The sequence below is a fragment of the Ruegeria sp. AD9 genome, assembly GCF_056542305.1.
The window spans coordinates 108,209-128,150 of the sequence record NZ_JBQFZP010000005.1 but is presented as its reverse complement, the minus strand read 5'-3'; the positions used below and the strand labels follow the sequence as shown (position 1 = coordinate 128,150).

Below are 19,942 nucleotides of genomic sequence, written 5' to 3'. Positions count from 1 at the left end.
TTTTATGGTGGTGCAAAATGTGTGGGGCAAGCGGGGATTGTCAATGCGTTCCTTTGGCAGGCGGAAAAGCGACGTGATTTCAGCGTGATACCCGCACCTGATAGCAGGCAGAGCGTTCGATTGGGCAATCTTGTTTTCCGTCCAAATCAGCCTGCCAGAGACAACAGCCCGCCCGGCTGTCGCTGGATTCGTCCGTCCAGTTCAAGGTCGACCAGCGCTGGCCCCAGATCCCCGGCCGAGGCCGCAATATCGCGCAGCAACTGGTCTTCGGCGATAGGGGAAGGTCCCAACCGCTCAAGGATTTGCGCCTGCAAGTCCAGTACGGCAGGCCGTGGCTGCATGGCGGGCGGCAGCTCGGGATTTGCAAAGACCAGATCGCCTTGCTGCGGCAGGGCTTCGACAACGTCGTCTGCCGAACGGACCAGCGTCGCACCGTCCCGAATCAAAAGGTTGCACCCGGCAGCGCGGGCGTCGAACGGATGGCCGGGCACGGCCAGAACCTCGCGCCCCTGATCCAGGGCGTCACGCGCTGTGATCAGGCTGCCGGATTTCGCGGCGGCCTCGACCACCACAACAGCTTGGGCCAGGCCCGAGATGATCCGGTTGCGGCGTGGAAAATGCCTTGCCTGAGGTGTCACGCCCATTGGCTGTTCCGACAGCCGCAGTCCCTTGGTCGCGATTTTATGCGCCAGTTCCGTGTTCTCGGCCGGGTAAATGACATCGACACCGCCCGCCATGACGGCAACAGTGCCGGTGTCCAGCGACGCCATATGCGCCGACGTATCAATGCCGCGCGCCAGACCCGAGACAATCACATGTCCCTTTTCACCCAAGGCGCGCGCCAGACCACGCGCCATCCGTGCGCCCAGCGAGGAACAGTTGCGCGCGCCCACCATCGCAATCGCCGGTTTCTGCAACAGCGACACATCCCCGATGGCCCAAAGCAAGGGCGGGGCATCGGATAGGTCGTTCAACGCGTCGGGGAAATCTGCGGACCCAAGGCACAAAAGCCGCGCTTTGGCGGCTTCTGCGGCCCTGAGTTCCGCCTCGATCACGCCGGGGGGACAGGTTTCATACCCATCTATTCCGGCGGCGCGTGCCATTTCAGGCAGCGCGGCCAGCGCGTTCTGCGCCGAGCCATGTTCGCGCAGCAGCCGATGAAACGTCGCCGGGCCGACCTTGCGCGAGCGCAACAGGCGAAGCCACGAAAACCGGTCCTCTTCCGTGGTGGGTGGGAGTGGGGGGTGATTGGAAGAAAGCTGCTCTTCGGTCATCCGTTGCTCCGCCTGATTGCAGAACTGGTTTACGGGACAGGGGGTTAACAGCCTCTGAATCGCAGATAATTAACAGCGATTTATCCGTAGTTCTCGGGGAATGCACCGGTTAAGTGTCTGAAAGTAAATAAAAGAAAATTTACCAACCGGCGCTCAAATTAATAGCGCCGGTTGGAATGCTGTCGAATCAAAGTGGCGTATGGTTAACCCTGCGCCTGCCGTTGCGCTTCTCTTCCGACTCAGGCTGCCGACCCGCCGACAGTCAGCCCGTCCATCAGCACTGTCGGTTGGCCCACACCCACGGGCACCCATTGACCGTCCTTGCCGCAGGTGCCCATACCCGGATCCAAAGCCATATCATTGCCAAGGCCGCGGATACGTTTCAACGCCGAAGGCCCGTCGCCGATCAGCGTGGCCCCTTTGACAGGCGCTCCGATCTTGCCGTTTTCGACCCGATACGCCTCGGTACACGAGAAAACGAACTTGCCGTTGGTGATGTCGACCTGGCCGCCTCCGAATCCAACCGCCCAGATGCCGTCTTTAATATCTGCCACCAATGCTGCCGGATCAGCTTCGCCTCCCAACATGATCGTATTTGTCATGCGGGGCATTGGCTTGTGCGCATAGCTTTGCCGCCGCCCGTTGCCCGTGGGCGCAACGCCCATCAGCCGGGCGTTTTGTCGATCCTGCATATAGCCGGTCAGGATGCCATCCTCGATCAGCACGGTGCGTGAGCTGGGCGTGCCCTCATCATCCACAGTGATCGAGCCGCGACGGTCGGCAATCGTGCCGTCATCCACCACGGTCACGCCCTTGGATGCAATCTGTTGCCCCATCAGCCCGGCAAAGGCCGAGCTTCCCTTGCGGTTGAAATCGCCCTCTAGCCCGTGACCGATGGCTTCGTGCAGCAAAATACCGGGCCAGCCGGGGCCAAGTGCAACCTCCATCACGCCGGCAGGCGCGGGAACCGCGTCCAGATTGACCAACGCGATGCGCAGGGCTTCGCGCGCCTTGGCCTGCCAGTCGGCCGGGTCGATCAGCCCGCTTAGGCCAACCCGCCCGCCGCCACCGGCCGATCCGCTTTCGCGCCGCCCGTCCTGTTCAACAATGACCGAGACATTCACGCGCGTCATGGGGCGCACGTCACGCACCATCACACCATCGGGTCGCAGAATTTCCACCTCCTGCACGGCGGCTGCGATCATTGCGCTAACCTGAACCACCCGCGGATCCAGGTCGCGGGCAAAGGCGTCAATCTCCCGCAGGGTTTCGATTTTCACCGGGAAGGCGGCAGATTCGATTGGGTCTTCGTCCGTGTACAAGCGCGTATTCGTGGGCCGGGGGGCTTCGGCGAGCGTTCCGCCTCCATCGCCAACTGCCAGTCGCGCGGTCTCGGCAGCACGTTTCAGCGCGGCTATCGATACATCAGTCGAATGCGCGTACCCCGCCACTTCGCCCTGAACGGCGCGCAGACCAAACCCCTCGGATGCGTCATAAGACGCGGTGCGAAGACGCCCGTCGTCAAACACCAGAGATTCGGATTTCCGACGCTCGACAAACAGCTCTCCATCCTCGGCCCCGTCCGTTGCCGAACGCAATATGGCCAGTGCTTCATCTTGCGGCAGGGCGCTCTCAAAGGGGCGAAACGGGGCTTCAGGCATGGGTAGCGACCTTTCGGGTTTGATCCAGATCAAAAATAGCGTCTGTTTGACGCAAGCATTTTGCTTTATCTACCCGCTGGAATATGGTTTTTAACGCGGCCAAAGACAACGGGAGAGGTGCGACCGATTCACACCTTTCCGTCAGGGACGCAAAGATCAAACGATCAGGACAGAACATGAAGAATGCTTTGATGCTTTCAGGGTTTATGACAGCCCTCTCCAGCCTACCCGCCATGGCTCAGGAGCTTGAGATTATCGGCAAGCCGGTAGACGGCGGCATGGGCTTTCAGCCCGCGGCCACCAGCCTTGCCACAGGAATCCAGAAGCTGGACAGCATGATTCTTGTGATCATCACCGCGGTCTGTCTGCTGGTTGCAGCTTTGCTGGTCTATTGCATCGTGCGCTACAATCAGCGCGCAAATCCGACCCCGGCACGTTTCTCGCACTATACCCCTGTTGAAATCGCCTGGACCCTGGGTCCGATCTTGATTCTGGTGTTTATTGGCGCGTTCTCGTTGCCAGTTCTTTTCAAACAGCAGGAAATCCCGGAAGGTGACATCACCATCAAAGTCGTCGGCAACCAGTGGTACTGGACCTACGAATATGTTGATCACGATTTCGCATTCGACAGCTATCTGCTGGGCCATCCGGCGACCCTGGACGAGGGCGCACGCCCCGCAGATGCGGATGTAACGCCGTTTGTTCTGGATGACGCAATGCGCGCCAAGCTGATCGATGCAGGCTACAGCGATGATGAATGGCTGCTGGCCACGGACACCGCAGTAGTCGTTCCGGTCGGCAAGGTCATCGTGATGCAGGTGACTGCATCCGACGTGATCCACTCGTGGACCATCCCGGCCTTTGGCGTAAAGCAGGACGGTGTGCCCGGACGTCTGGCCGAGCTGTGGTTTCAGGCCGACAAGGAAGGCATCTATTTTGGTCAGTGTTCGGAACTGTGTGGCAAGGACCACGCCTATATGCCGATTACCGTCAAGGTCGTAAGCCAGGAAGTCTATGACGAATGGCTGCAGGGCGCGATCGAAGAATACGCGGGCCTGCCGCAAAGCTATCAGGTCGCCTCGAACTGAGCGCGATAGGGGCGGGTTGAACCCCGTCTGACACAAAACTCAGACTGCGCGGGCGATCCGCGCAGTTTTCGCCCCAAAAGGACCGGAAATGACCGACGCAAGCATCAATGCCAGCACAGTGACCGCCCGGGCGGACGAGGCCGGCTTTGGCGATTACTTCGCCCTGCTGAAGCCGCGCGTGATGTCGCTGGTCGTGTTCACAGCATTGGTCGGTTTGTTGGCGGCGCCTGTTCCTGTCCATCCCTTCGTCGGTTTTTGCGCCATCCTGTTCATCGCTATCGGCGGCGGAGCATCAGGCGCGCTGAACATGTGGTGGGACGCGGATATCGACCGTGTCATGAAGCGCACCAAGTCCCGCCCGATCCCTTCTGGCAAGGTCGAGGAAGGCGAGGCGCTGGCCGTTGGTCTGGCTCTGTCGGGTCTGTCGGTGATCATGCTGGGCCTTGCGACCAACTGGTTCGCAGGCGCGTTTCTGGCCTTCACCATCTTCTTCTATGTTGTCGTCTACACGATGTGGCTGAAGCGTTCGACGCCGCAGAACATCGTGATCGGTGGCGCAGCTGGCGCGTTCCCTCCGGTGATTGGCTGGGTGGCCGCCACGGGATCGATGTCGGTCGAGCCTTGGCTGATGTTTGCCCTGACCTTCATGTGGACGCCGCCGCATTTCTGGGCGCTGGCCCTGTTCATGCGCTCGGACTATGACGACGCGGGCGTGCCGATGCTGACCGTCACCCACGGTCGCCGGGCGACACGTGTCCATATCCTAGTCTATACAGCACTGCTGGCCCTGCTGGCCGTCGGAACTGCATTTTCGGGCATTGGCGGCCCGATCTATCTGACCGTTGCATTGGTTCTGAACATCCTGTTCCTGCGGGGCGCGTGGAAAATCTCGCGCCGGACCGAGGACGATTCCGAGGCCGATAACTTCAAGGTTGAACGCGGTTTCTTCAAGCTGTCGCTGCTGTATCTGTTCCTGCATTTCGGTGCCGTTCTGGCCGAAGCCTTGCTAAAACCCTATGGTCTGGGGGGATGGTCATGAGCCTTCGCAAAGACCACGAGCTGCATCAGCGCCGGTTCAGCCGCAATCTGGGTGTGGGCCTGACGCTGGTTGCCTTTATCGTGATTATCTTTGGCCTGACCATCGTCAAGGTCTCGGGCACTGATTTCAACAGGGCGACGCAAGAGGTTCAGAACTGATGGCGTTGTCCGGTCCTCAGAAAACGGTTGTCCAGACCGTCGGCGTGGTTGTTCTGATGGGCAGTCTCGCCTGGGCGTCGGTGCCGTTTTACAACTGGTTCTGCCGGGTGACCGGATTTGGCGGCACCACTGGTGTTGCCGAAACTGCCCCCGATACTATTCTGGATCGCACCGTTACCATCCGCTTTGACGCGTCCAAGGCCAAGGATATGGAATGGGAGTTCAAGCCGGTCGTGCGCGAGATGGATGTGCGCATCGGCGAAACCGGCCTCGCCTTTTACGAGGCCTATAACCCGACAGACCGCCCCATTGCCGGGCAGGCGTCTTACAACGTGGCCCCCTATTCTGCGGGTGGGTATTTCCAGAAGATTGCCTGTTTCTGCTTTGAAGAGCAGGTGCTGCAACCTGGCGAACGCGTTGAGATGCCAGTGACGTTCTTCGTCGACCCGGAAATGGTCGAGGATCTTGAAGCCAAGTATGTTCATACGATCACGCTGTCGTATACATTCTACGAAATTGACCTGCCCGAGGGCTATGCCGCCCTCGATGCGCAGGCAGATACAAACACGAACTAACGCCTGTAGGTGAGGGACGCTGATGGCACACGCTAAAAACCACGATTATCACATTCTGGCCCCGTCGATCTGGCCTTTGATCGGCGCCGTCGGCGGCTTTGTCATGCTGTTCGGAGCCGTTCTCTGGATGCAAGGCATCACGCCCTTCATGTTCTGGGCCGGTCTGGCAGCAGTGCTTTATACGATGTTCGCCTGGTGGTCGGATGTGGTCGCAGAAAGCCGTCAGGGCGATCACACGCCTGTTGTCCGCATCGGTCTGCGTTACGGCTTCATCCTGTTCGTCATGTCCGAGGTGATGTTCTTTTTCGCCTGGTTCTGGTCGTTCTTCAAACATCGCATGTACCCGATGTACGACTATGCAGGCACCGAATACATCCAGCCGGATATTCATGCGGTTGACCCGTTCCACCTGCCGCTGATCAACACTCTGGTCCTGTTGCTGTCCGGCTGTGCGATCACCTGGGCGCACCATGCACTGGTGCATGACAACGACCGCAAGGCGCTGATCAATGGTCTGGCCATTGGCATCGTGCTGGGCATCGCCTTTACCTTCTTGCAGGGCTATGAATACGCCGAACTGCTCAAGCATGAAGGCTGGGAATTCGGCGGCGACCAGTTCTATTCCAACTTCTTCATGGCAACGGGTTTCCACGGCGCACATGTGATCATCGGGACGATCTTCCTGACCGTCTGCCTGATCCGCGCGCTGAAGGGTGACTTCACCCCGGAAAAACACGTCGGGTTCGAAGCTGCGGCTTGGTACTGGCACTTCGTCGACGTTGTCTGGCTGTTCCTGTTCTTTGCCGTCTACATCTGGGGCCAGGCTCCGCTGATGTAGCGCCGGTCAGGCCGATCAATTGCAAAAGCCGCCCCAAGGGGCGGCTTTTTCTCTATGCGGGGCGCAAGATTGCGCCCCATACAATTGCGTGGTTGCAATTCAGCCCGCACGCCCCTTAACAAGACGCCGGTTCCTGAAAAGAAGTTTGGTCCTGACATGCGCCGTATCCTGTTTCTGCTGATCTTCGGCCTCGCCGGTTTGGGCGTGCTGCTGTCGCTGGGCATCTGGCAGGTGCAGCGCCTGGCGTGGAAGCAGGACGTTCTGGCCGAGATCGAAGATCGGATCTCGGCTGCGCCGGTTTCCCTGCCGCTGCAGGTTTCAGTGGATCAAGACAAATACCTGCCGGTAACGGTGTCGGGCGAGATGGAGCCTGCGGAGATCCAAGTTCTTGTATCGCTCAAACAGGTCGGTGCGGGGTACCGCATCATTCAGCCGTTCAATACCGGGGACCGGACCATTCTGATTGACCGGGGTTTCATCCCGACCACGGCCAAACAGACCGGGCGGCGCAACGGGCAGATGGAGATCACCGGCAATCTGCACTGGCCGGACGAGGTTGACAATTACACGCCCGCACCTGATGTCGCTGCCAATATCTGGTTCGCCCGCGATGTGCCCGCGCTTGCGGCTGCACTGGGCGCGGAGCCTGTTCTGCTGATCGCCCGTTCGCGAACCGATCCGAATGTGACACCGCTGCCGGTGGACACGGCGGGCATACCAAACGATCACCTGCAATATGCAATCACCTGGTTTGGTCTGGCTCTGGTCTGGGCCGCGATGACTGGGTACTTCCTGTGGCGCAGCCGTGCCAATTCTGAAAGTGACGCGACATGAAATATATCTCGACCCGAGGGCAGGCGCCCGAACTGACGTTTGAAGAGGCAATGTTGACCGGGCTTGCCCGCGACGGTGGCCTGTATCTGCCCGCCGAAATCCCGGTGATGTCGCAGGACGAGATCGCGGCGCTGGCCGGATTACCCTATGAAGAAATCGCGTTCCGCGTGATGTGGCCCTATGTCAGCGGCTCATTCGCCGAGGCTGAGTTCAAGGCGATCATCGCCCGCGCTTATGAAGGTTTCGGCCACGATGCCCGCGCGCCATTGAAGCAACTGAACGAGAACCACTTCCTGCTGGAACTGTTTCACGGCCCCACACTGGCCTTCAAGGACTTTGCCATGCAGCTGATCGGCCAGTTGTTTCAGGTGGCGCTGAAACGCCGTGGTGACCGTGTGACCATCGTCGGCGCGACCAGCGGGGATACCGGTTCAGCAGCGATCGAGGCGTTCCGCGGGCTGGACGCGGTGGATGTGTTCATCCTGTTCCCGCATGGCCGCGTGTCCGAGGTGCAGCGCCGCCAGATGACCACGCCTGCGGACAGCAATGTACATGCTCTGGCCGTGGATGGCGATTTCGACGATTGCCAGGCCGCGCTGAAAGACATGTTCAACGATTTCGACTTCCGCGATGGAGTGAAACTGGCGGGTGTGAACTCGATCAACTTTGCCCGCGTCTTGGCGCAGATCGTCTATTACTTCTCGGCTGCCGTCAGCCTTGGCGCGCCGCATCGCAAGGTCAGCTTCACGGTGCCAACCGGCAACTTTGGTGACATCTTCGCGGGTTATCTGGCCAAGCGTATGGGGCTGCCGATTGACCGCCTTGTGGTGGCGACCAACCAGAACGACATTCTGCATCGCTGCCTGACAGGCGAGGGGTATTTCAAGGGTGAAACCATCCCTTCGATCAGCCCGTCGATGGATATTCAGGTCAGCTCGAATTTCGAACGCGCGCTCTATTATGCCTATGGCGAAGATGGCGGGGCCGTCGCACAATTGATGGATGAGCTGAAAAAGGGTGGTTTCAATATCAGCCAGGGTGCGATGGAAGCGCTGCGTGAGAATTTCGATTCGGGCCGTGTGTCCGAAGAGGAAACGTTGGCCACGATCAAATCCACGCTGGCGCACAGTGCCGAACTGGTCTGCCCGCACACCGCCGTGGGCATCAAGGTTGCCGAAGAGCACCGCGCGGCAGACGTTCCGATGATCACGCTGGCCACCGCGCACCCGGCGAAATTCCCGGCCGCGGTCGAGAAGGCGAGTGGCGAACATCCGCCTCTTCCCTCCCGCATGTCTGATCTGTATGAACGTCCGGAACGGGTGACCCGCATCGCCAATGATCTGGTTGCCCTTGAGGATCATATAAAAAGGCACATCGCTGAGTGACTGTCAGACAAGACCAACTGAAGAACGGGTTTCGTATCGTCAGTGAGCACATGCCGGGGCTGCAATCAGCGGCCATCGGCATCTGGGTAACCGCCGGTGGGCGGCATGAGCGGATCGAGCAGAACGGCATCGCGCATTTCCTTGAGCATATGGCGTTCAAGGGAACTGAGCGCCGTTCGGCCTTGCAGATTGCCGAGGCGATCGAGGATGTGGGCGGCTATATCAACGCCTATACCTCGCGCGAGGTGACGGCGTATTATGCACGCGTTCTGAAGGACGACGTAGCGCTGGCGATGGATGTCATCGGCGACATCGTTCTGAACCCGGTTTTCGATCCGCGCGAGATCGAGGTCGAGCGGGGTGTGATCCTTCAGGAAATCGGTCAGGCCCATGACACGCCGGACGATGTGATCTTTGACTGGCTGCAAGAGCAGAGCTATCACGACCAGCCCCTGGGCCGCACCATTCTGGGGCCGACGGAGCGAGTGAGTGCCTTTTCGCGCGAGGACCTGTCGGGCTTTGTGACCGAACATTATGGCCCCGAGCAGATGATCCTGTCGGCAGCAGGTGCTGTGGATCACGACATGCTGATGAAACTGGCCGAAGAGATGTTTGGCCATCTGCAATCCCGTAAGGGTCTGATCCCCGAGGTTGCACGCTTTACCGGTGGCGAAGCCCGGCAGGTAAAAGAGCTGGAACAGGCACATTTCGCTCTGGCGCTGGAAAGCTCCGGCTATCGCGACGATGCGATCTATACGGCGCAGATCTATTCGACCGCATTGGGCGGTGGCATGTCTTCGCGCCTGTTTCAGGAAGTGCGTGAAACACGTGGGCTGTGCTACACGATCTTTGCGCAGACCGGTGCCTATGCCGATACCGGAACAACCACGATCTATGCCGGAACTTCGGCCAATCAGGTGGCCGAGCTGGCGACGATCACGATCGATGAGATGAAGCGCGCCGCCGAGGACATGAGCCCCGAAGAGGTCGCCCGTGCCCGCGCCCAGATGAAGGCCGGGATGCTGATGGGGCTGGAAAGCCCGTCGAATCGGGCTGAGCGTCTGGCGCGGCTGGTGCAGATCTGGGGACGGGTACCTTCGCTGGAAGACACGGTCGCCAAGATCGATGCGGTCAGCACCGAAGACGTGCGCGCCTTTGCCGAAACCATGGCTGTTCAGGCCCCGGCGGCGCTGGCGCTTTACGGACCGGTCGCAGACGCACCGACATTGGCGGACTTGCAGGAGAGGCGTGCAGCGTGATGCTGTTGGGCAGACGCAAGCTGAAACTCGAGACCGCGCGGCTCAGCTTGCGCCCGCCTGTACATTCCGATTTCAATGATTGGGCAGCGTTGCGGCGCGCCTCGAAAGGTTACCTGACCCCGTGGGAGCCGATCTGGGCCAAGGATCACCTGAGCCGCAAATCTTTTACCAATCGGGTCTACTGGGCTCAGCGCTCGGTCGCGAGTGGTACAGCAATCCCGCTGTTCCTGTTTCGCCGTGAAGACAATGTGTTGGTCGGGGCGATCACGCTGGACAATATTCGGCGCGGCCCTGCGCAGGCCGGAACCCTGGGTTACTGGACCGGTGAATCCTTTGCCCGTCAGGGATACATGCGCGAAGCGATCGGCGCGATGGTGCATCACGCCTTTACCCGTCTGGATCTGAGCCGGATCGAAGCCGCGTGTCTGCCGGAAAACCGGGCGTCGCGCGGTTTGCTGGAAAGCTCGGGCTTCAAATATGAAGGCGTGGCGCAGTCTTATCTACAGATCAACGGGCGATGGCGGACGCATGTTCTCTATGCCAGCCTGCGGTCCGACCGGCGTGGCAAGACGGACGCGGGCTAGGGGGGCTCTGCCCCCGTCGTGGCAAGCCGCGCCTCCCCCGGGATATTTTTGGCCAGATGAACAAGGGGCATGACTTGGTGACGATCTGCGCTACACTTCGGGTATGCGCTGGTTGGTTGCGGCATTGATGGTGATTTCGGGCGGGGCCGTGGCGCAGGAGCGGCGGCCGAGCCATTGTATCGCCATCGCCGAGGCGGCGCCGGGGATCGAATATCTGCACAAAGCTGCATGGCAGGACCCGGTGCCGGAGTTTTCGGTGCGCATCAGCTATATCGCGCATGCCGCTTTTATGATCCAGACCCGTGGCGGGTTGAATGTGGTGACAGACTTTACCGGGTTCATCGGCAGTGCCGATCTGATTCCCGACGTGGTGACAATGAACCATGCGCACGACACCCATTGGACGGCACATCCCGACCCGTCGATCCCGCATGTCCTACCGGGATGGGGAGAATTCGGGCAGGGGATCGAACATCACCTGGATCTGGGCGAGATGCTGATACGCAATGTCCCGACCGATATCCGCTCGGCCTATGGTGGGGTCGAGGAGCGCGGCAATTCTATCTTCGTGTTCGAGGTCGAAGGGCTGTGTATCGGTCATCTGGGACATTTGCATCATGTACCGTCAGACGAACAATTTGCTGCGCTGGGTCGGTTGGATGTGGTCATGGCCGCCGTCGATGGCGGAACAACCATGCCCTTGCCTGACATGATCTCGGTTCTGAAGCGGCTGAAAAGCTCGGTGATCATTCCGATGCACTGGTTCTCGGAGTTTTCGCTGGATCGCTTCCTCGTGGATATCCGGGATGAGTTCCCGGTCGAACGTGACGGCGTGTCCGAGATCACCGTCTCTCTGCGTGACTTGCCGGACCGTCCAACCGTTGTCGTGCTGGAGCCGCGCTATCTGATTGATCTGGAATAAGGCTTGCCGTGGCGGAATCGGTTGGGCATTGAAAGCGTATGAGTCTGAACCCCGCTGATGACCGCATTGCCACGCTGATCCGCTCGAAACTGGGCGATCAGGTGCTGCGCCCGGTGACCGACCGGTATCTCGAAGAGCCGCGCGGGCGATATGCCGGACAGGCTGGCCTGCTGGCCTTGCCCCGCACAACCGAGGAGGTCTCGGTACTGGTGCAGGTGGCGTCCGAAATGCGTGTTCCCGTGGTGCCCTATGGCGGCGGAACCGGTCTGGTCGGGGGGCAGGTGATGCCGCATGGGCCCGCGCCCCTTGTGATTTCGCTGGAGCGGATGACGGCCATCCGGTCCGTCTATCCCACCGAAAACGTACTGATTGCCGAGGCCGGCGCCATTTTGCAGGACGTCCAAGCCGCGGCCGAGGCGCAAGACCGCCTGTTTCCCTTGACGCTGGCGGCGCAGGGGTCCTGTCGGATCGGGGGCAACCTGTCCACCAATGCCGGGGGCGTCAACGTCTTGCGCTATGGCAATGCGCGCGATCTGTGCCTAGGGCTCGAGGCCGTTCTGCCCAGCGGTCAAATCTGGCAGGGTCTCAGCCGGTTGCGAAAGGACAACACAGGCTATGACCTGCGTAATCTGCTGATTGGGGCCGAGGGCACGCTAGGGATCATCACCGCAGCCGCGCTCAAGCTGTTTCCCCGGCCTTCCGCGATCGGGACGGCGATGTTTCAGGTGGCGTCACCCGAGGCTGCCATTTCCCTGCTGGCGCTGGCGCGTGATCGCGTGGGCGAGGCTGTCAGCACTTTCGAACTGATCCACCGGCAGGGGTTGGAGTTCCTGTCCGAGGTTCTGCCGGACGTCCGGCAACCGTTTGAAACACCGCCAGAGTGGAGCGTTCTGATCGAATTGGGGCTGGCCACAGGGCAGTCTCCGTCCGACGCGCTGGAGGATATCTTTGTCCACGCGCAAGCGCTTGGGCTGGTGCAGGATGGCGTGATTGCTCAAAACGAGGCGCAGCGCGGTGAGTTGTGGGCCGTGCGCGAGCGTATCCCCGAGGCCAACCGCCTGATCGGCTCGGTGTCGAGCCATGATATCTCGATCCCGATCTCAGAAATTCCGGAATTTGTGCGCCAAGGGGAAAAGGTGATTTCCGATCTCGGGCCGTTCCGGATCAATTGCTTTGGCCATCTTGGGGATGGCAATCTGCATTACAACGTCTTTCCCCCCAAGGGGCAGGGCAGGTCGGATTTTGAGGGTCAGAGCGCTGTGGTCAAGCGGGCCGTGCATGATCTAGTCCACGCCTTTGATGGTTCGGTCAGCGCGGAACACGGCGTGGGCCGCATGAAAACGGACGATCTGGAACGCTATGGCGATCCGGTAAAGCTGGATGCGATGCGGGCCATCAAGGCGGCGCTGGACCCCTATGGCATCATGAATCCCGGCGCGGTGCTGAAGGCGTGAACCCGGCTCTGACTCTTGTTAAGAAATCCGAAGGTTGCCGCGTTAAAGCCCTTCGAATTCGCACAGGACATGCACGTCCATGCCCATATCTTCCAATACTTTGCGCCCGCCGAGGTCAGGCAGGTCGATAATGAACGCGCATGAGACGATCTCACCGCCCAAACGCTCGATCAGTTTGATGCCCGCCGCCGCAGTGCCGCCTGTGGCCAGCAGGTCGTCAACGACAAGGATCTTTTCCCCCGGTTGGATAGCGTCGTCGTGGATCTCGACAATCGCTTCACCATATTCCAGCTTGTAATCCTGGCTGATCGTTGTGCCGGGCAGCTTGCCTTTCTTGCGGATCGGCACGAAACCCAGGCTCAGTTGATGCGCAATCGCACCCCCAAGGATAAAGCCTCGCGCCTCAAGGCCGACAACCTTGTCGATGCGTTCCCCGGCATAGGGGTGCAGCATCTGGTCAATGGCCATCCGAAATCCGCGCGGGTCGGCAAACAGCGTCGTCACATCGCGAAACAGGATTCCTTCATGCGGGAAGTCGACAATCGTCCGGATGTAGTCTTTGACAGTCTTGTTCCTTGACATGAACCAACCTTTCTCCGCTTCAAATACCAAAACGTGTTTGGCCCAAGAGGGTTAGCCATGCAAGGAACAATTCATTCGCACGATCACCAGCGGCACGAAACCACAGCCTTGGGCAATCCGTAATACCGGTGAAGCGTGGCAGGTGGCCAAGACAGGTACGGCTTGTGCATTTGCGTTGATCTCGCAAAAGAAAGGCCCCAGACGGTTTGAAGGTTCATTGCCATTTCCGTTCCGGTGCTGTTAAGTGCCCGATAACGACAATCACTATGCTATGTATACACAATGCAACGCCTAAAGTAACGAGCATTTGTTAGGAGCGACGCGCGTGCCAAAGAAAGACGGCAAGGGATCGACGAAGAAAAACAGCCAGCTGGTTCTGCGTCTGGACAAGGATGAACGCGACGCGTTTGTCGAGTTGTGCAGGGAGCTGGATACGTCTGCGGCCCGCGAAATCCGCCGGTTTATCCGCGGGTTCATGAAGGAAAACGCCGAAAACTGAAAAAGGGATCAGGCCGGACGGCGTAGAACTGCCGTAACGACACCCATCCCGATCAGGGTCAGCCCGCCAAACCGCGTCATCCCGGTGATCACGCTGGCACGGCCAATCAGCCGCCGCAACCGGTCGGCCAGCAACGCATAAGCCAGGGCATTCAGCCAGGCCAGTCCGACGAAAGTGGCGATCAGGATGGCAAATTGCGGTCCCAGAGGTTCAGCCGGGCGCAGGAACTGTGGCACAAAGGCGATGAAAAAGGCGATGGATTTCGGGTTCAGCGCGGTCACGGCAGCGGCGTGCCCAAACACATTGCGTGCCGTCACATCGCGGTCGGTATCGACCGCGTTCAGTCCGCCGGACGGTGCGCTGCGCAGCAGTTTAATCCCAAGCCAGACCAGATAGGCCGCACCGACCCATTTGAGGACGGAAAACAAGGTGGCCGAGGCCAGAACAAGCGCGCCCAGTCCCAACAAAGATGCGGTCATCGCCACAAGATCCCCCACAGCCACCCCTGTGGCCGAGGCCACGGCAACACTGCGCCCCTTGGACAGCGCATAGCTCAGCACCAACAGCACGGTCGGGCCCGGGATCAGCAGCAAAGCGGTGGAGGCGGCGACAAAAGCCAGCCAGAGTTCAAGCGACATGGTGTCTCCTGTAAAGGTGTCGTCACACCAAGCCCTTGTATGATGCCAACGTCAAGCATCTGCCTTGATCGTTTGGCCGTTTTTGAGGCGACAAGATCGAGCACCTGTGCGTTTCTCGCATCTGAATCGCAAAGCTCATAGATTTAGGCAGTGTGACAAGGACTTGAAGTTTGGATGAAGCTTTGCTCATTCATCTTGAAACGGTCCTGAACCTGCCCAGACTAAAAGGCACAACATTGCAGGAGGCAAAGGTGCAGATCCAAAGTACAGATGTCAATTCGTTGAAGCGGATCAATCGCATCAAACGGTTGCTGCTTGGCCTCATGCTGGCCGGTGGCGTCGTGTATGGGATCATCGTTGGATACATGTACTTCAACCAGCAATCGCTGCTTTACAAGCCAGATGGTGAATTGCCTGATCCAGCCTCGGTTTCTTTGGCGGATATCGATGTGCTTTCACTGCCTATGTCCGATGGTACGGTTCTGACGGTTTGGGCCGCGCCGGCAGCCGTCGAAGGTGCCCCGACCGTATTGTTCTTTCACGGCCAGAGCGGCAATCTGAGCGACCGCGCGGCCCGATTTCAAGAGATACTGAACAGCGGCTACGGGCTTCTGGCGCCCAGCTATCGCGGGTTTCCGGGAAGTACAGGCGCGCCGTCCCAAGCAGGTTTGATCTTGGACGGATTAGAGTTGTTTGACCATTTGCGTAGGGCCGGAGAGCCAGTTGTTCTACACGGCCAAAGCCTTGGTACAGGAGTGGCTGCGGCGGTTGCGGCGCAACGGCCCGAGGCCGAGATGCTGGTGCTGGAAGCGCCATTTACTGCGACTGTGGATGTGGCGGCTGAACGCTATCCTTGGTTGCCCGTAGCGTCACTGATGCGCGACCAGTTTGCCACCCGCGACATCATCGGGACAATCGAGATGCCGACGTTGATCTTCCACGGCACAGATGATCAAACCGTTCCAGTGCATCACGGCGCGCGCCTTGCCGAGATGGGCGGTGAGAGGGTTGAGTTTTTCTCGATTCCCGGCGGAACCCACAACGACTTGTGGTCTTACGGCCTGTGGCAGACCGTTCAAGACCGCCTGCCACAGAACTGATTTCAGAGAATTCGCCCGGCCACCGCGTCCAGCTTGGCCAGCAGCGCCGGATCGCGCTTTTCGGGTGCGGTGAGGATGGCATATTCCAGCGCCCGGTCACAGCCATGCGGGCAGAGCGCGCGGTCAGCCCCCAACAGGGCGGGAAGGCCCTTGACCAGTGCACGGCCCTTGTCGGCATTGCCGGTCAGGGTCGCAATGATGGTGGTCACATCCACCTCACCATGTTCCGGGTGCCAGCTGTCATAATCCGTAACCATCGCGATCGAGGCATAACAAAGCTCGGCTTCGCGAGCGAGCTTGGCTTCGGGCATATTGGTCATGCCGATCACGTCGCAGCCCCATTGCTCGCGATACATCTTCGATTCCGCAAGAGAAGAAAACTGCGGCCCTTCCATCGCCAGATAGGTGCCGCCGCGATGGATCGTGATACCGGCAGCCTTGCCCGCGGTCTCACAGGCGTCCGACAGGCGCGGGCAGGTCGGATGCGCAACACTGACATGGGCGACGCAGCCTGTTCCGAAAAAGCTCTTGTCGCGCGCAAATGTCCGGTCGATGAACTGATCGACCATGACAAAATCGCCCGGTGCCATGTGTTCGCGAAACGACCCGCAGGCCGAGACCGATATCACATCCGTCACACCAAGCCGTTTCAGCGCGTCGATATTGGCGCGATAGGGCACATCGGTGGGCGAATGCACATGCCCGCGCCCGTGGCGCGGCAGAAAGGCCATCGCGACACCGTCCAGCGACCCGGTCAGGATCTGATCCGAAGGTGCCCCCCAAGGGGTATCGACGCTGACCCAGTCCGCATTTTCCAGCCCATCGATGTCATAGATGCCTGATCCGCCGATAACGGCAATCCTGGTTTGGGTCACTGTCCTGCTCCGCCTGAGATACTGATATTGAATTTGTGCGGGTTCGACCCGAAATTGACAAGAGGTCTATTCCTGTTTCGCCAGCAGGTTACGCTGTTGAGATTGCGTGTTGAAATCCGCCCAGGCGGCTCCAAACTCATCCAGCGGCCACGTCAGGTCTTGCGATTGACCATGCCTGTCACGAAACTCAAAACGATACGCATCCCCGTTCAGCATGGCATCCAGCAGGCCGTCGGCGCGATGATCCTCGAACGTACAGCTTAACCCTGTCAGGCAACCGGGACGCCGCGTGCGCCAGATCACATCCTGATCTTTCTCTATGCGGAATCCAGAAGGGTTGAAGAAGGTACCCGGCTCAATTCCAAACTCGATTTTGAATCCATCTGGCTCAGGTGTGATGAACATGAACTGCGCCGCAAATTTCGGACGCAAGGAAAACACCTCAGCGCGCCTTATGTAACAGCGCTGCACCAAAGCACCGGCTTCTTCACGCTCGTCACAAATCGAATTCCAGATGCCGAAAATTTCATGGTGCGTGACACGCCAGTTTCCGGCGGTGTCATTCCCTTGCAAATCCTGTGCAAAGGCGGGCAGGGCCGATAGAAATATGAGGGCAATCCAACGCATGAACTCACATTTGGGTGCTTGATCCGGGTGCCGCAAATCACGTTGCCGAGAGGCAAGTTATGCGCTGTGCGCATGGCTGCATCCCACCTCCTGCGGTGGCTTAACAGCGGCGCGCCCGCTACAACGACCCCTTCGCGCGAACATAATATCCTATAGGACTGTCCAATGCCCCGAGCCTTGCTGGCAAGTTTTGCCAACCGTATCGCCATACCCGATCTGCGCTGGGTGCCGGATGAGGGGCTGACCTTCTCTCGCCTGCGGATCGAGCTGCTGTCCGGCCTGACCGTGGCCCTCGCGCTGGTGCCCGAGGCCGTGGCCTTTGCTTTTGTGGCAGGCGTGCATCCGCTGGTGGGCCTCTATGCCGCGTTCATTGTGGGGCTCATCACCGCGCTGATCGGCGGGCGACCCGGCATGATCTCGGGAGCGACGGGCGCGCTGGCGGTCGTCATGGTGGCTTTGGTGGCCGAACATGGGGTCGAATACCTGTTCGCGACGGTGGTTCTGATGGGGATCCTCCAGGTTATCGCCGGGGCGATGCACTGGGGCCGCTTCATCCGACTGGTGCCGCACCCGGTGATGCTGGGCTTTGTGAATGGCTTGGCCATCGTGATCTTTCTGGCCCAGATGGGCCAGTTCAAGGTGCCGGGTACCATGGAAAACACCGGTCACGGCATGGGTGGTGGAGAATGGCTCTCGGGTGCGCAGCTATACACCATGCTAGGCCTTGTGGCACTGACAATGGCGGTGATCTGGGTGGTGCCGCGCATCACGCGTCTCATTCCAGCACCTTTGGCCGGTATTCTGGTTGTCGCTGCGCTGGTGATCGGTCTGGGGCTGGATGTCCCGCGCGTCGGTGATCTGGCCTCGATCGAAGGTGGCCTGCCTGCCTTCCACATCCCCATGGTTCCGCTGAACTGGGGCACGCTTGAGATCATCCTGCCCTACGCCGTCATTCTGGCTGCGATTGGCCTGATCGAATCCCTGCTGACCCTGAACCTTGTGGGCGAGATCACCGGCAAGCGCGGCGGGGCTTCTCAGGAATGTATCGCGCAAGGTGCGTCGAATATCGTGACCGGCTTTTTCGGTGGCATGGGTGGCTGCGCGATGATCGGTCAGTCGATGATCAACGTGAAATCCGGTGGCCGGACCCGCATCGCGGGGATCGCTGCGGCGCTGTTTCTGCTGACCTTCATCTTGTTTGCCTCACCGCTGATCGAACAGATCCCGCTGGCCGCGCTGGTTGGGGTGATGTTCATGGTGGTGATCGGCACCTTTGCGTGGAACTCGTTCAAGATCCTGCGCAAGGTTCCACTGACCGACGCCTTTGTCATCGTTCTGGTCACTGTCGTGACGGTGATGGAAGACCTCGCGGTGGCGGTTGTTGTCGGCGTCATTGTCTCGGCTCTGGCCTATGCGTGGAACAACGCCAAGCGCATCCACGCGGTCACCCGCGACTCGGCGACCGAAAAAGGGGCGAAGGTCTATGAAATCCAGGGACCGCTGTTCTTTGGGTCATCGGATGGCTTTATCGAACTTTTCGATGTGCCGAATGACCCGGAAACCGTCATCGTCGATTTCGCTGAAAGCCGTGTGGTGGACCAGTCGGCATTGCAAGCCATCGAAAACATCGCGGCCAAATACGAGGCCGCGGGTAAACGCGTCATGCTGCGCCACCTGAGCCGGGATTGCCACAAGCTGTTGAACAAGGCAGGCCACCTGATGGTCGACAGTGATGATGACCCGGATTATGAACTTGCCGTCGATTATTCGGTCCGTACCGGCATTCTGGGCGGCCACTGATCCTTTTGCGAGGCTCTGCCTCGCGCTCCGGGATATTTGAAGCCAGATGAATGAAGGATCCCTGCTTCATCTGGCCAAAAAATATCCCGGGGGAGCCGCCCGGAACGGGCGGTGGGGGCAGAGCCCCCGACAACCTCAATCATCCGGGCGATTGAGCGAGAACAGCTCGGACACGACCGAATAGTCCCGGTATCCAAGCCGCGCCAGAGGTTTGAACGAGGTTACGTCGAACTTGCCCTCCCGGATGTGGTCGTCGAGCAGATGCACGCCTGTCACTTCGCCAAACACGACGCGGTTGGCCGCGCCGGGCAGGGTCACGATCTGGGTGAGCTTGCATTCCAACGCCGCCGGGGCACCTTGTACACGGGCACAGGGGATGGTTTCGCATTCGACCGATGTTAATCCGGCATGGGCAAACTCGTCCACCTCCTTCGGAAGGCTGGCCGAGCTGGCGTTCATGGCATCCTGATGCGCATGGGCCACGACATTCACGCAGAATACGCCAGTCGCCTCGATATTGGCGATACTGTCCTTGCCGCCGACCTGATCGTGTTTCGTGCCGGTTGTGGCAAACATCACCTGCGGTGGTGAGTAAGCCACCCCGTTGAAAAAGGAATAGGGTGCCAGATTGTTGATCCCATCCGCATCACGGGTCGAGATCCAGCCGATCGGGCGTGGCGTGATAATGGCATTGAATGGGTTGTGCGGCAGGCCGTGGCCGTCTTCAGGGCGGTAGAACATCATATCTCC

General features: G+C 59.6%; 21 protein-coding genes. 14 read left to right on the top strand and 7 right to left on the bottom strand.

The genetic code is table 11. The features are described 5' to 3' along the window. Nucleotides 1-146: 146 nt before the first annotated feature. Both dprA and tldD read right to left on the bottom strand, forming a co-directional pair. The gene (gene dprA, locus ACR0AM_RS09605) at nt 147-1,274 is read right to left on the bottom strand and encodes a DNA-processing protein DprA (RefSeq protein ID WP_480622759.1); all 1,128 of its coding nucleotides are present in this window, start codon (nt 1,272-1,274) and stop codon (nt 147-149) included. 239 nt (nt 1,275-1,513) lie between these two features. Further along, nucleotides 1,514-2,935 carry a metalloprotease TldD gene (gene tldD / locus ACR0AM_RS09600; protein WP_480507763.1) on the bottom strand — a complete coding sequence of 474 codons (1,422 nt, stop codon included), beginning with the start codon at nt 2,933-2,935 and terminating at the stop codon, nt 1,514-1,516. 176 nt (nt 2,936-3,111) lie between these two features. Here tldD and coxB point away from each other — a divergent pair, with 176 nt between their 5' ends. The 11 genes from coxB to ACR0AM_RS09545 all read left to right on the top strand — a co-directional run bounded on the left by coxB (nt 3,112) and on the right by ACR0AM_RS09545 (nt 13,071). After that, nucleotides 3,112-4,023 carry a cytochrome c oxidase subunit II gene (gene coxB, locus ACR0AM_RS09595; protein WP_480473697.1) on the top strand — a complete coding sequence of 304 codons (912 nt, stop codon included), beginning with the start codon at nt 3,112-3,114 and terminating at the stop codon, nt 4,021-4,023. 88 nt (nt 4,024-4,111) lie between these two features. Continuing rightward, the gene (cyoE, locus tag ACR0AM_RS09590) at nt 4,112-5,062 is read left to right on the top strand and encodes a heme o synthase (protein WP_480518862.1); all 951 of its coding nucleotides are present in this window, start codon (nt 4,112-4,114) and stop codon (nt 5,060-5,062) included. Then, a complete protein-coding gene (locus tag ACR0AM_RS09585; RefSeq protein WP_480473695.1) occupies nt 5,059-5,220 on the top strand; it encodes a hypothetical protein in 162 nt (53 codons plus the stop codon). Before cyoE ends, ACR0AM_RS09585 begins: the two co-directional genes overlap by 4 nt. Beyond that, the gene (locus tag ACR0AM_RS09580) at nt 5,220-5,795 is read left to right on the top strand and encodes a cytochrome c oxidase assembly protein (RefSeq protein ID WP_480484379.1); all 576 of its coding nucleotides are present in this window, start codon (nt 5,220-5,222) and stop codon (nt 5,793-5,795) included. Before ACR0AM_RS09585 ends, ACR0AM_RS09580 begins: the two co-directional genes overlap by 1 nt. 22 nt (nt 5,796-5,817) lie before the next feature. Then, nucleotides 5,818-6,633: a cytochrome c oxidase subunit 3 gene (locus ACR0AM_RS09575; RefSeq protein WP_209505605.1), complete on the top strand. Its 816-nt coding sequence runs from the start codon at nt 5,818-5,820 to the stop codon at nt 6,631-6,633. A 156-nt stretch (nt 6,634-6,789) separates the two neighbouring features. Further along, entirely contained in the window at nt 6,790-7,467 is a 678-nt protein-coding gene (locus ACR0AM_RS09570) for an SURF1 family protein (protein WP_480622758.1), read from the top strand. Further along, nucleotides 7,464-8,852 (top strand): threonine synthase, encoded by a 1,389-nt coding sequence (gene thrC / locus ACR0AM_RS09565; protein ID WP_480622757.1) that lies wholly within the window; start codon nt 7,464-7,466, stop codon nt 8,850-8,852. Before ACR0AM_RS09570 ends, thrC begins: the two co-directional genes overlap by 4 nt. Beyond that, nucleotides 8,849-10,111, top strand: a complete 1,263-nt coding sequence (locus tag ACR0AM_RS09560; RefSeq protein ID WP_480622756.1) for a M16 family metallopeptidase — start codon at nt 8,849-8,851, stop codon at nt 10,109-10,111. Before thrC ends, ACR0AM_RS09560 begins: the two co-directional genes overlap by 4 nt. Then, nucleotides 10,111-10,695 (top strand): GNAT family N-acetyltransferase, encoded by a 585-nt coding sequence (locus tag ACR0AM_RS09555; RefSeq protein ID WP_209505614.1) that lies wholly within the window; start codon nt 10,111-10,113, stop codon nt 10,693-10,695. The genes ACR0AM_RS09560 and ACR0AM_RS09555 overlap by 1 nt, the downstream gene beginning before the upstream one ends. 103 nt (nt 10,696-10,798) lie before the next feature. Beyond that, the gene (locus ACR0AM_RS09550) at nt 10,799-11,617 is read left to right on the top strand and encodes an MBL fold metallo-hydrolase (protein WP_480560381.1); all 819 of its coding nucleotides are present in this window, start codon (nt 10,799-10,801) and stop codon (nt 11,615-11,617) included. Between the two features lie 38 nt (nt 11,618-11,655). After that, nucleotides 11,656-13,071 (top strand): FAD-binding oxidoreductase, encoded by a 1,416-nt coding sequence (locus ACR0AM_RS09545; protein WP_480622755.1) that lies wholly within the window; start codon nt 11,656-11,658, stop codon nt 13,069-13,071. Between the two features lie 42 nt (nt 13,072-13,113). Here ACR0AM_RS09545 and ACR0AM_RS09540 read toward each other — a convergent pair whose 3' ends face one another. Then, complete coding sequence (locus tag ACR0AM_RS09540; protein ID WP_209505620.1) at nt 13,114-13,653, bottom strand: adenine phosphoribosyltransferase; 540 nt, start codon at nt 13,651-13,653, stop codon at nt 13,114-13,116. 325 nt (nt 13,654-13,978) lie between these two features. Between ACR0AM_RS09540 and ACR0AM_RS09535 the strand changes: the two genes are divergently transcribed. Then, nucleotides 13,979-14,152 carry a hypothetical protein gene (locus ACR0AM_RS09535; RefSeq protein ID WP_209505622.1) on the top strand — a complete coding sequence of 58 codons (174 nt, stop codon included), beginning with the start codon at nt 13,979-13,981 and terminating at the stop codon, nt 14,150-14,152. A gap of 8 nt (nt 14,153-14,160) precedes the next feature. Here the strand turns inward: ACR0AM_RS09535 and ACR0AM_RS09530 are convergent, their stop codons facing one another. Next, complete coding sequence (locus tag ACR0AM_RS09530) at nt 14,161-14,790, bottom strand: LysE family translocator (protein WP_480622754.1); 630 nt, start codon at nt 14,788-14,790, stop codon at nt 14,161-14,163. Between the two features lie 251 nt (nt 14,791-15,041). Here ACR0AM_RS09530 and ACR0AM_RS09525 point away from each other — a divergent pair, with 251 nt between their 5' ends. Continuing rightward, a complete protein-coding gene (locus ACR0AM_RS09525) occupies nt 15,042-15,890 on the top strand; it encodes an alpha/beta hydrolase (protein ID WP_480622753.1) in 849 nt (282 codons plus the stop codon). A 2-nt stretch (nt 15,891-15,892) separates the two neighbouring features. Here ACR0AM_RS09525 and ACR0AM_RS09520 read toward each other — a convergent pair whose 3' ends face one another. Together ACR0AM_RS09520 and ACR0AM_RS09515 are read right to left on the bottom strand one after the other, a co-directional pair. Then, complete coding sequence (locus ACR0AM_RS09520; RefSeq protein WP_480622752.1) at nt 15,893-16,765, bottom strand: S-methyl-5'-thioadenosine phosphorylase; 873 nt, start codon at nt 16,763-16,765, stop codon at nt 15,893-15,895. A gap of 66 nt (nt 16,766-16,831) precedes the next feature. Next, the gene (locus ACR0AM_RS09515) at nt 16,832-17,392 is read right to left on the bottom strand and encodes an invasion associated locus B family protein (protein WP_480518879.1); all 561 of its coding nucleotides are present in this window, start codon (nt 17,390-17,392) and stop codon (nt 16,832-16,834) included. 165 nt (nt 17,393-17,557) lie between these two features. On the opposite strand from ACR0AM_RS09515, the gene ACR0AM_RS09510 reads away from it, so the two are divergent. Beyond that, the gene (locus tag ACR0AM_RS09510; protein ID WP_480473680.1) at nt 17,558-19,192 is read left to right on the top strand and encodes a SulP family inorganic anion transporter; all 1,635 of its coding nucleotides are present in this window, start codon (nt 17,558-17,560) and stop codon (nt 19,190-19,192) included. A gap of 135 nt (nt 19,193-19,327) precedes the next feature. Here ACR0AM_RS09510 and ACR0AM_RS09505 read toward each other — a convergent pair whose 3' ends face one another. Next, nucleotides 19,328-19,933 carry a flavin reductase family protein gene (locus ACR0AM_RS09505; protein WP_480622751.1) on the bottom strand — a complete coding sequence of 202 codons (606 nt, stop codon included), beginning with the start codon at nt 19,931-19,933 and terminating at the stop codon, nt 19,328-19,330. Between the last annotated feature and the right edge of the window lie 9 nt (nt 19,934-19,942).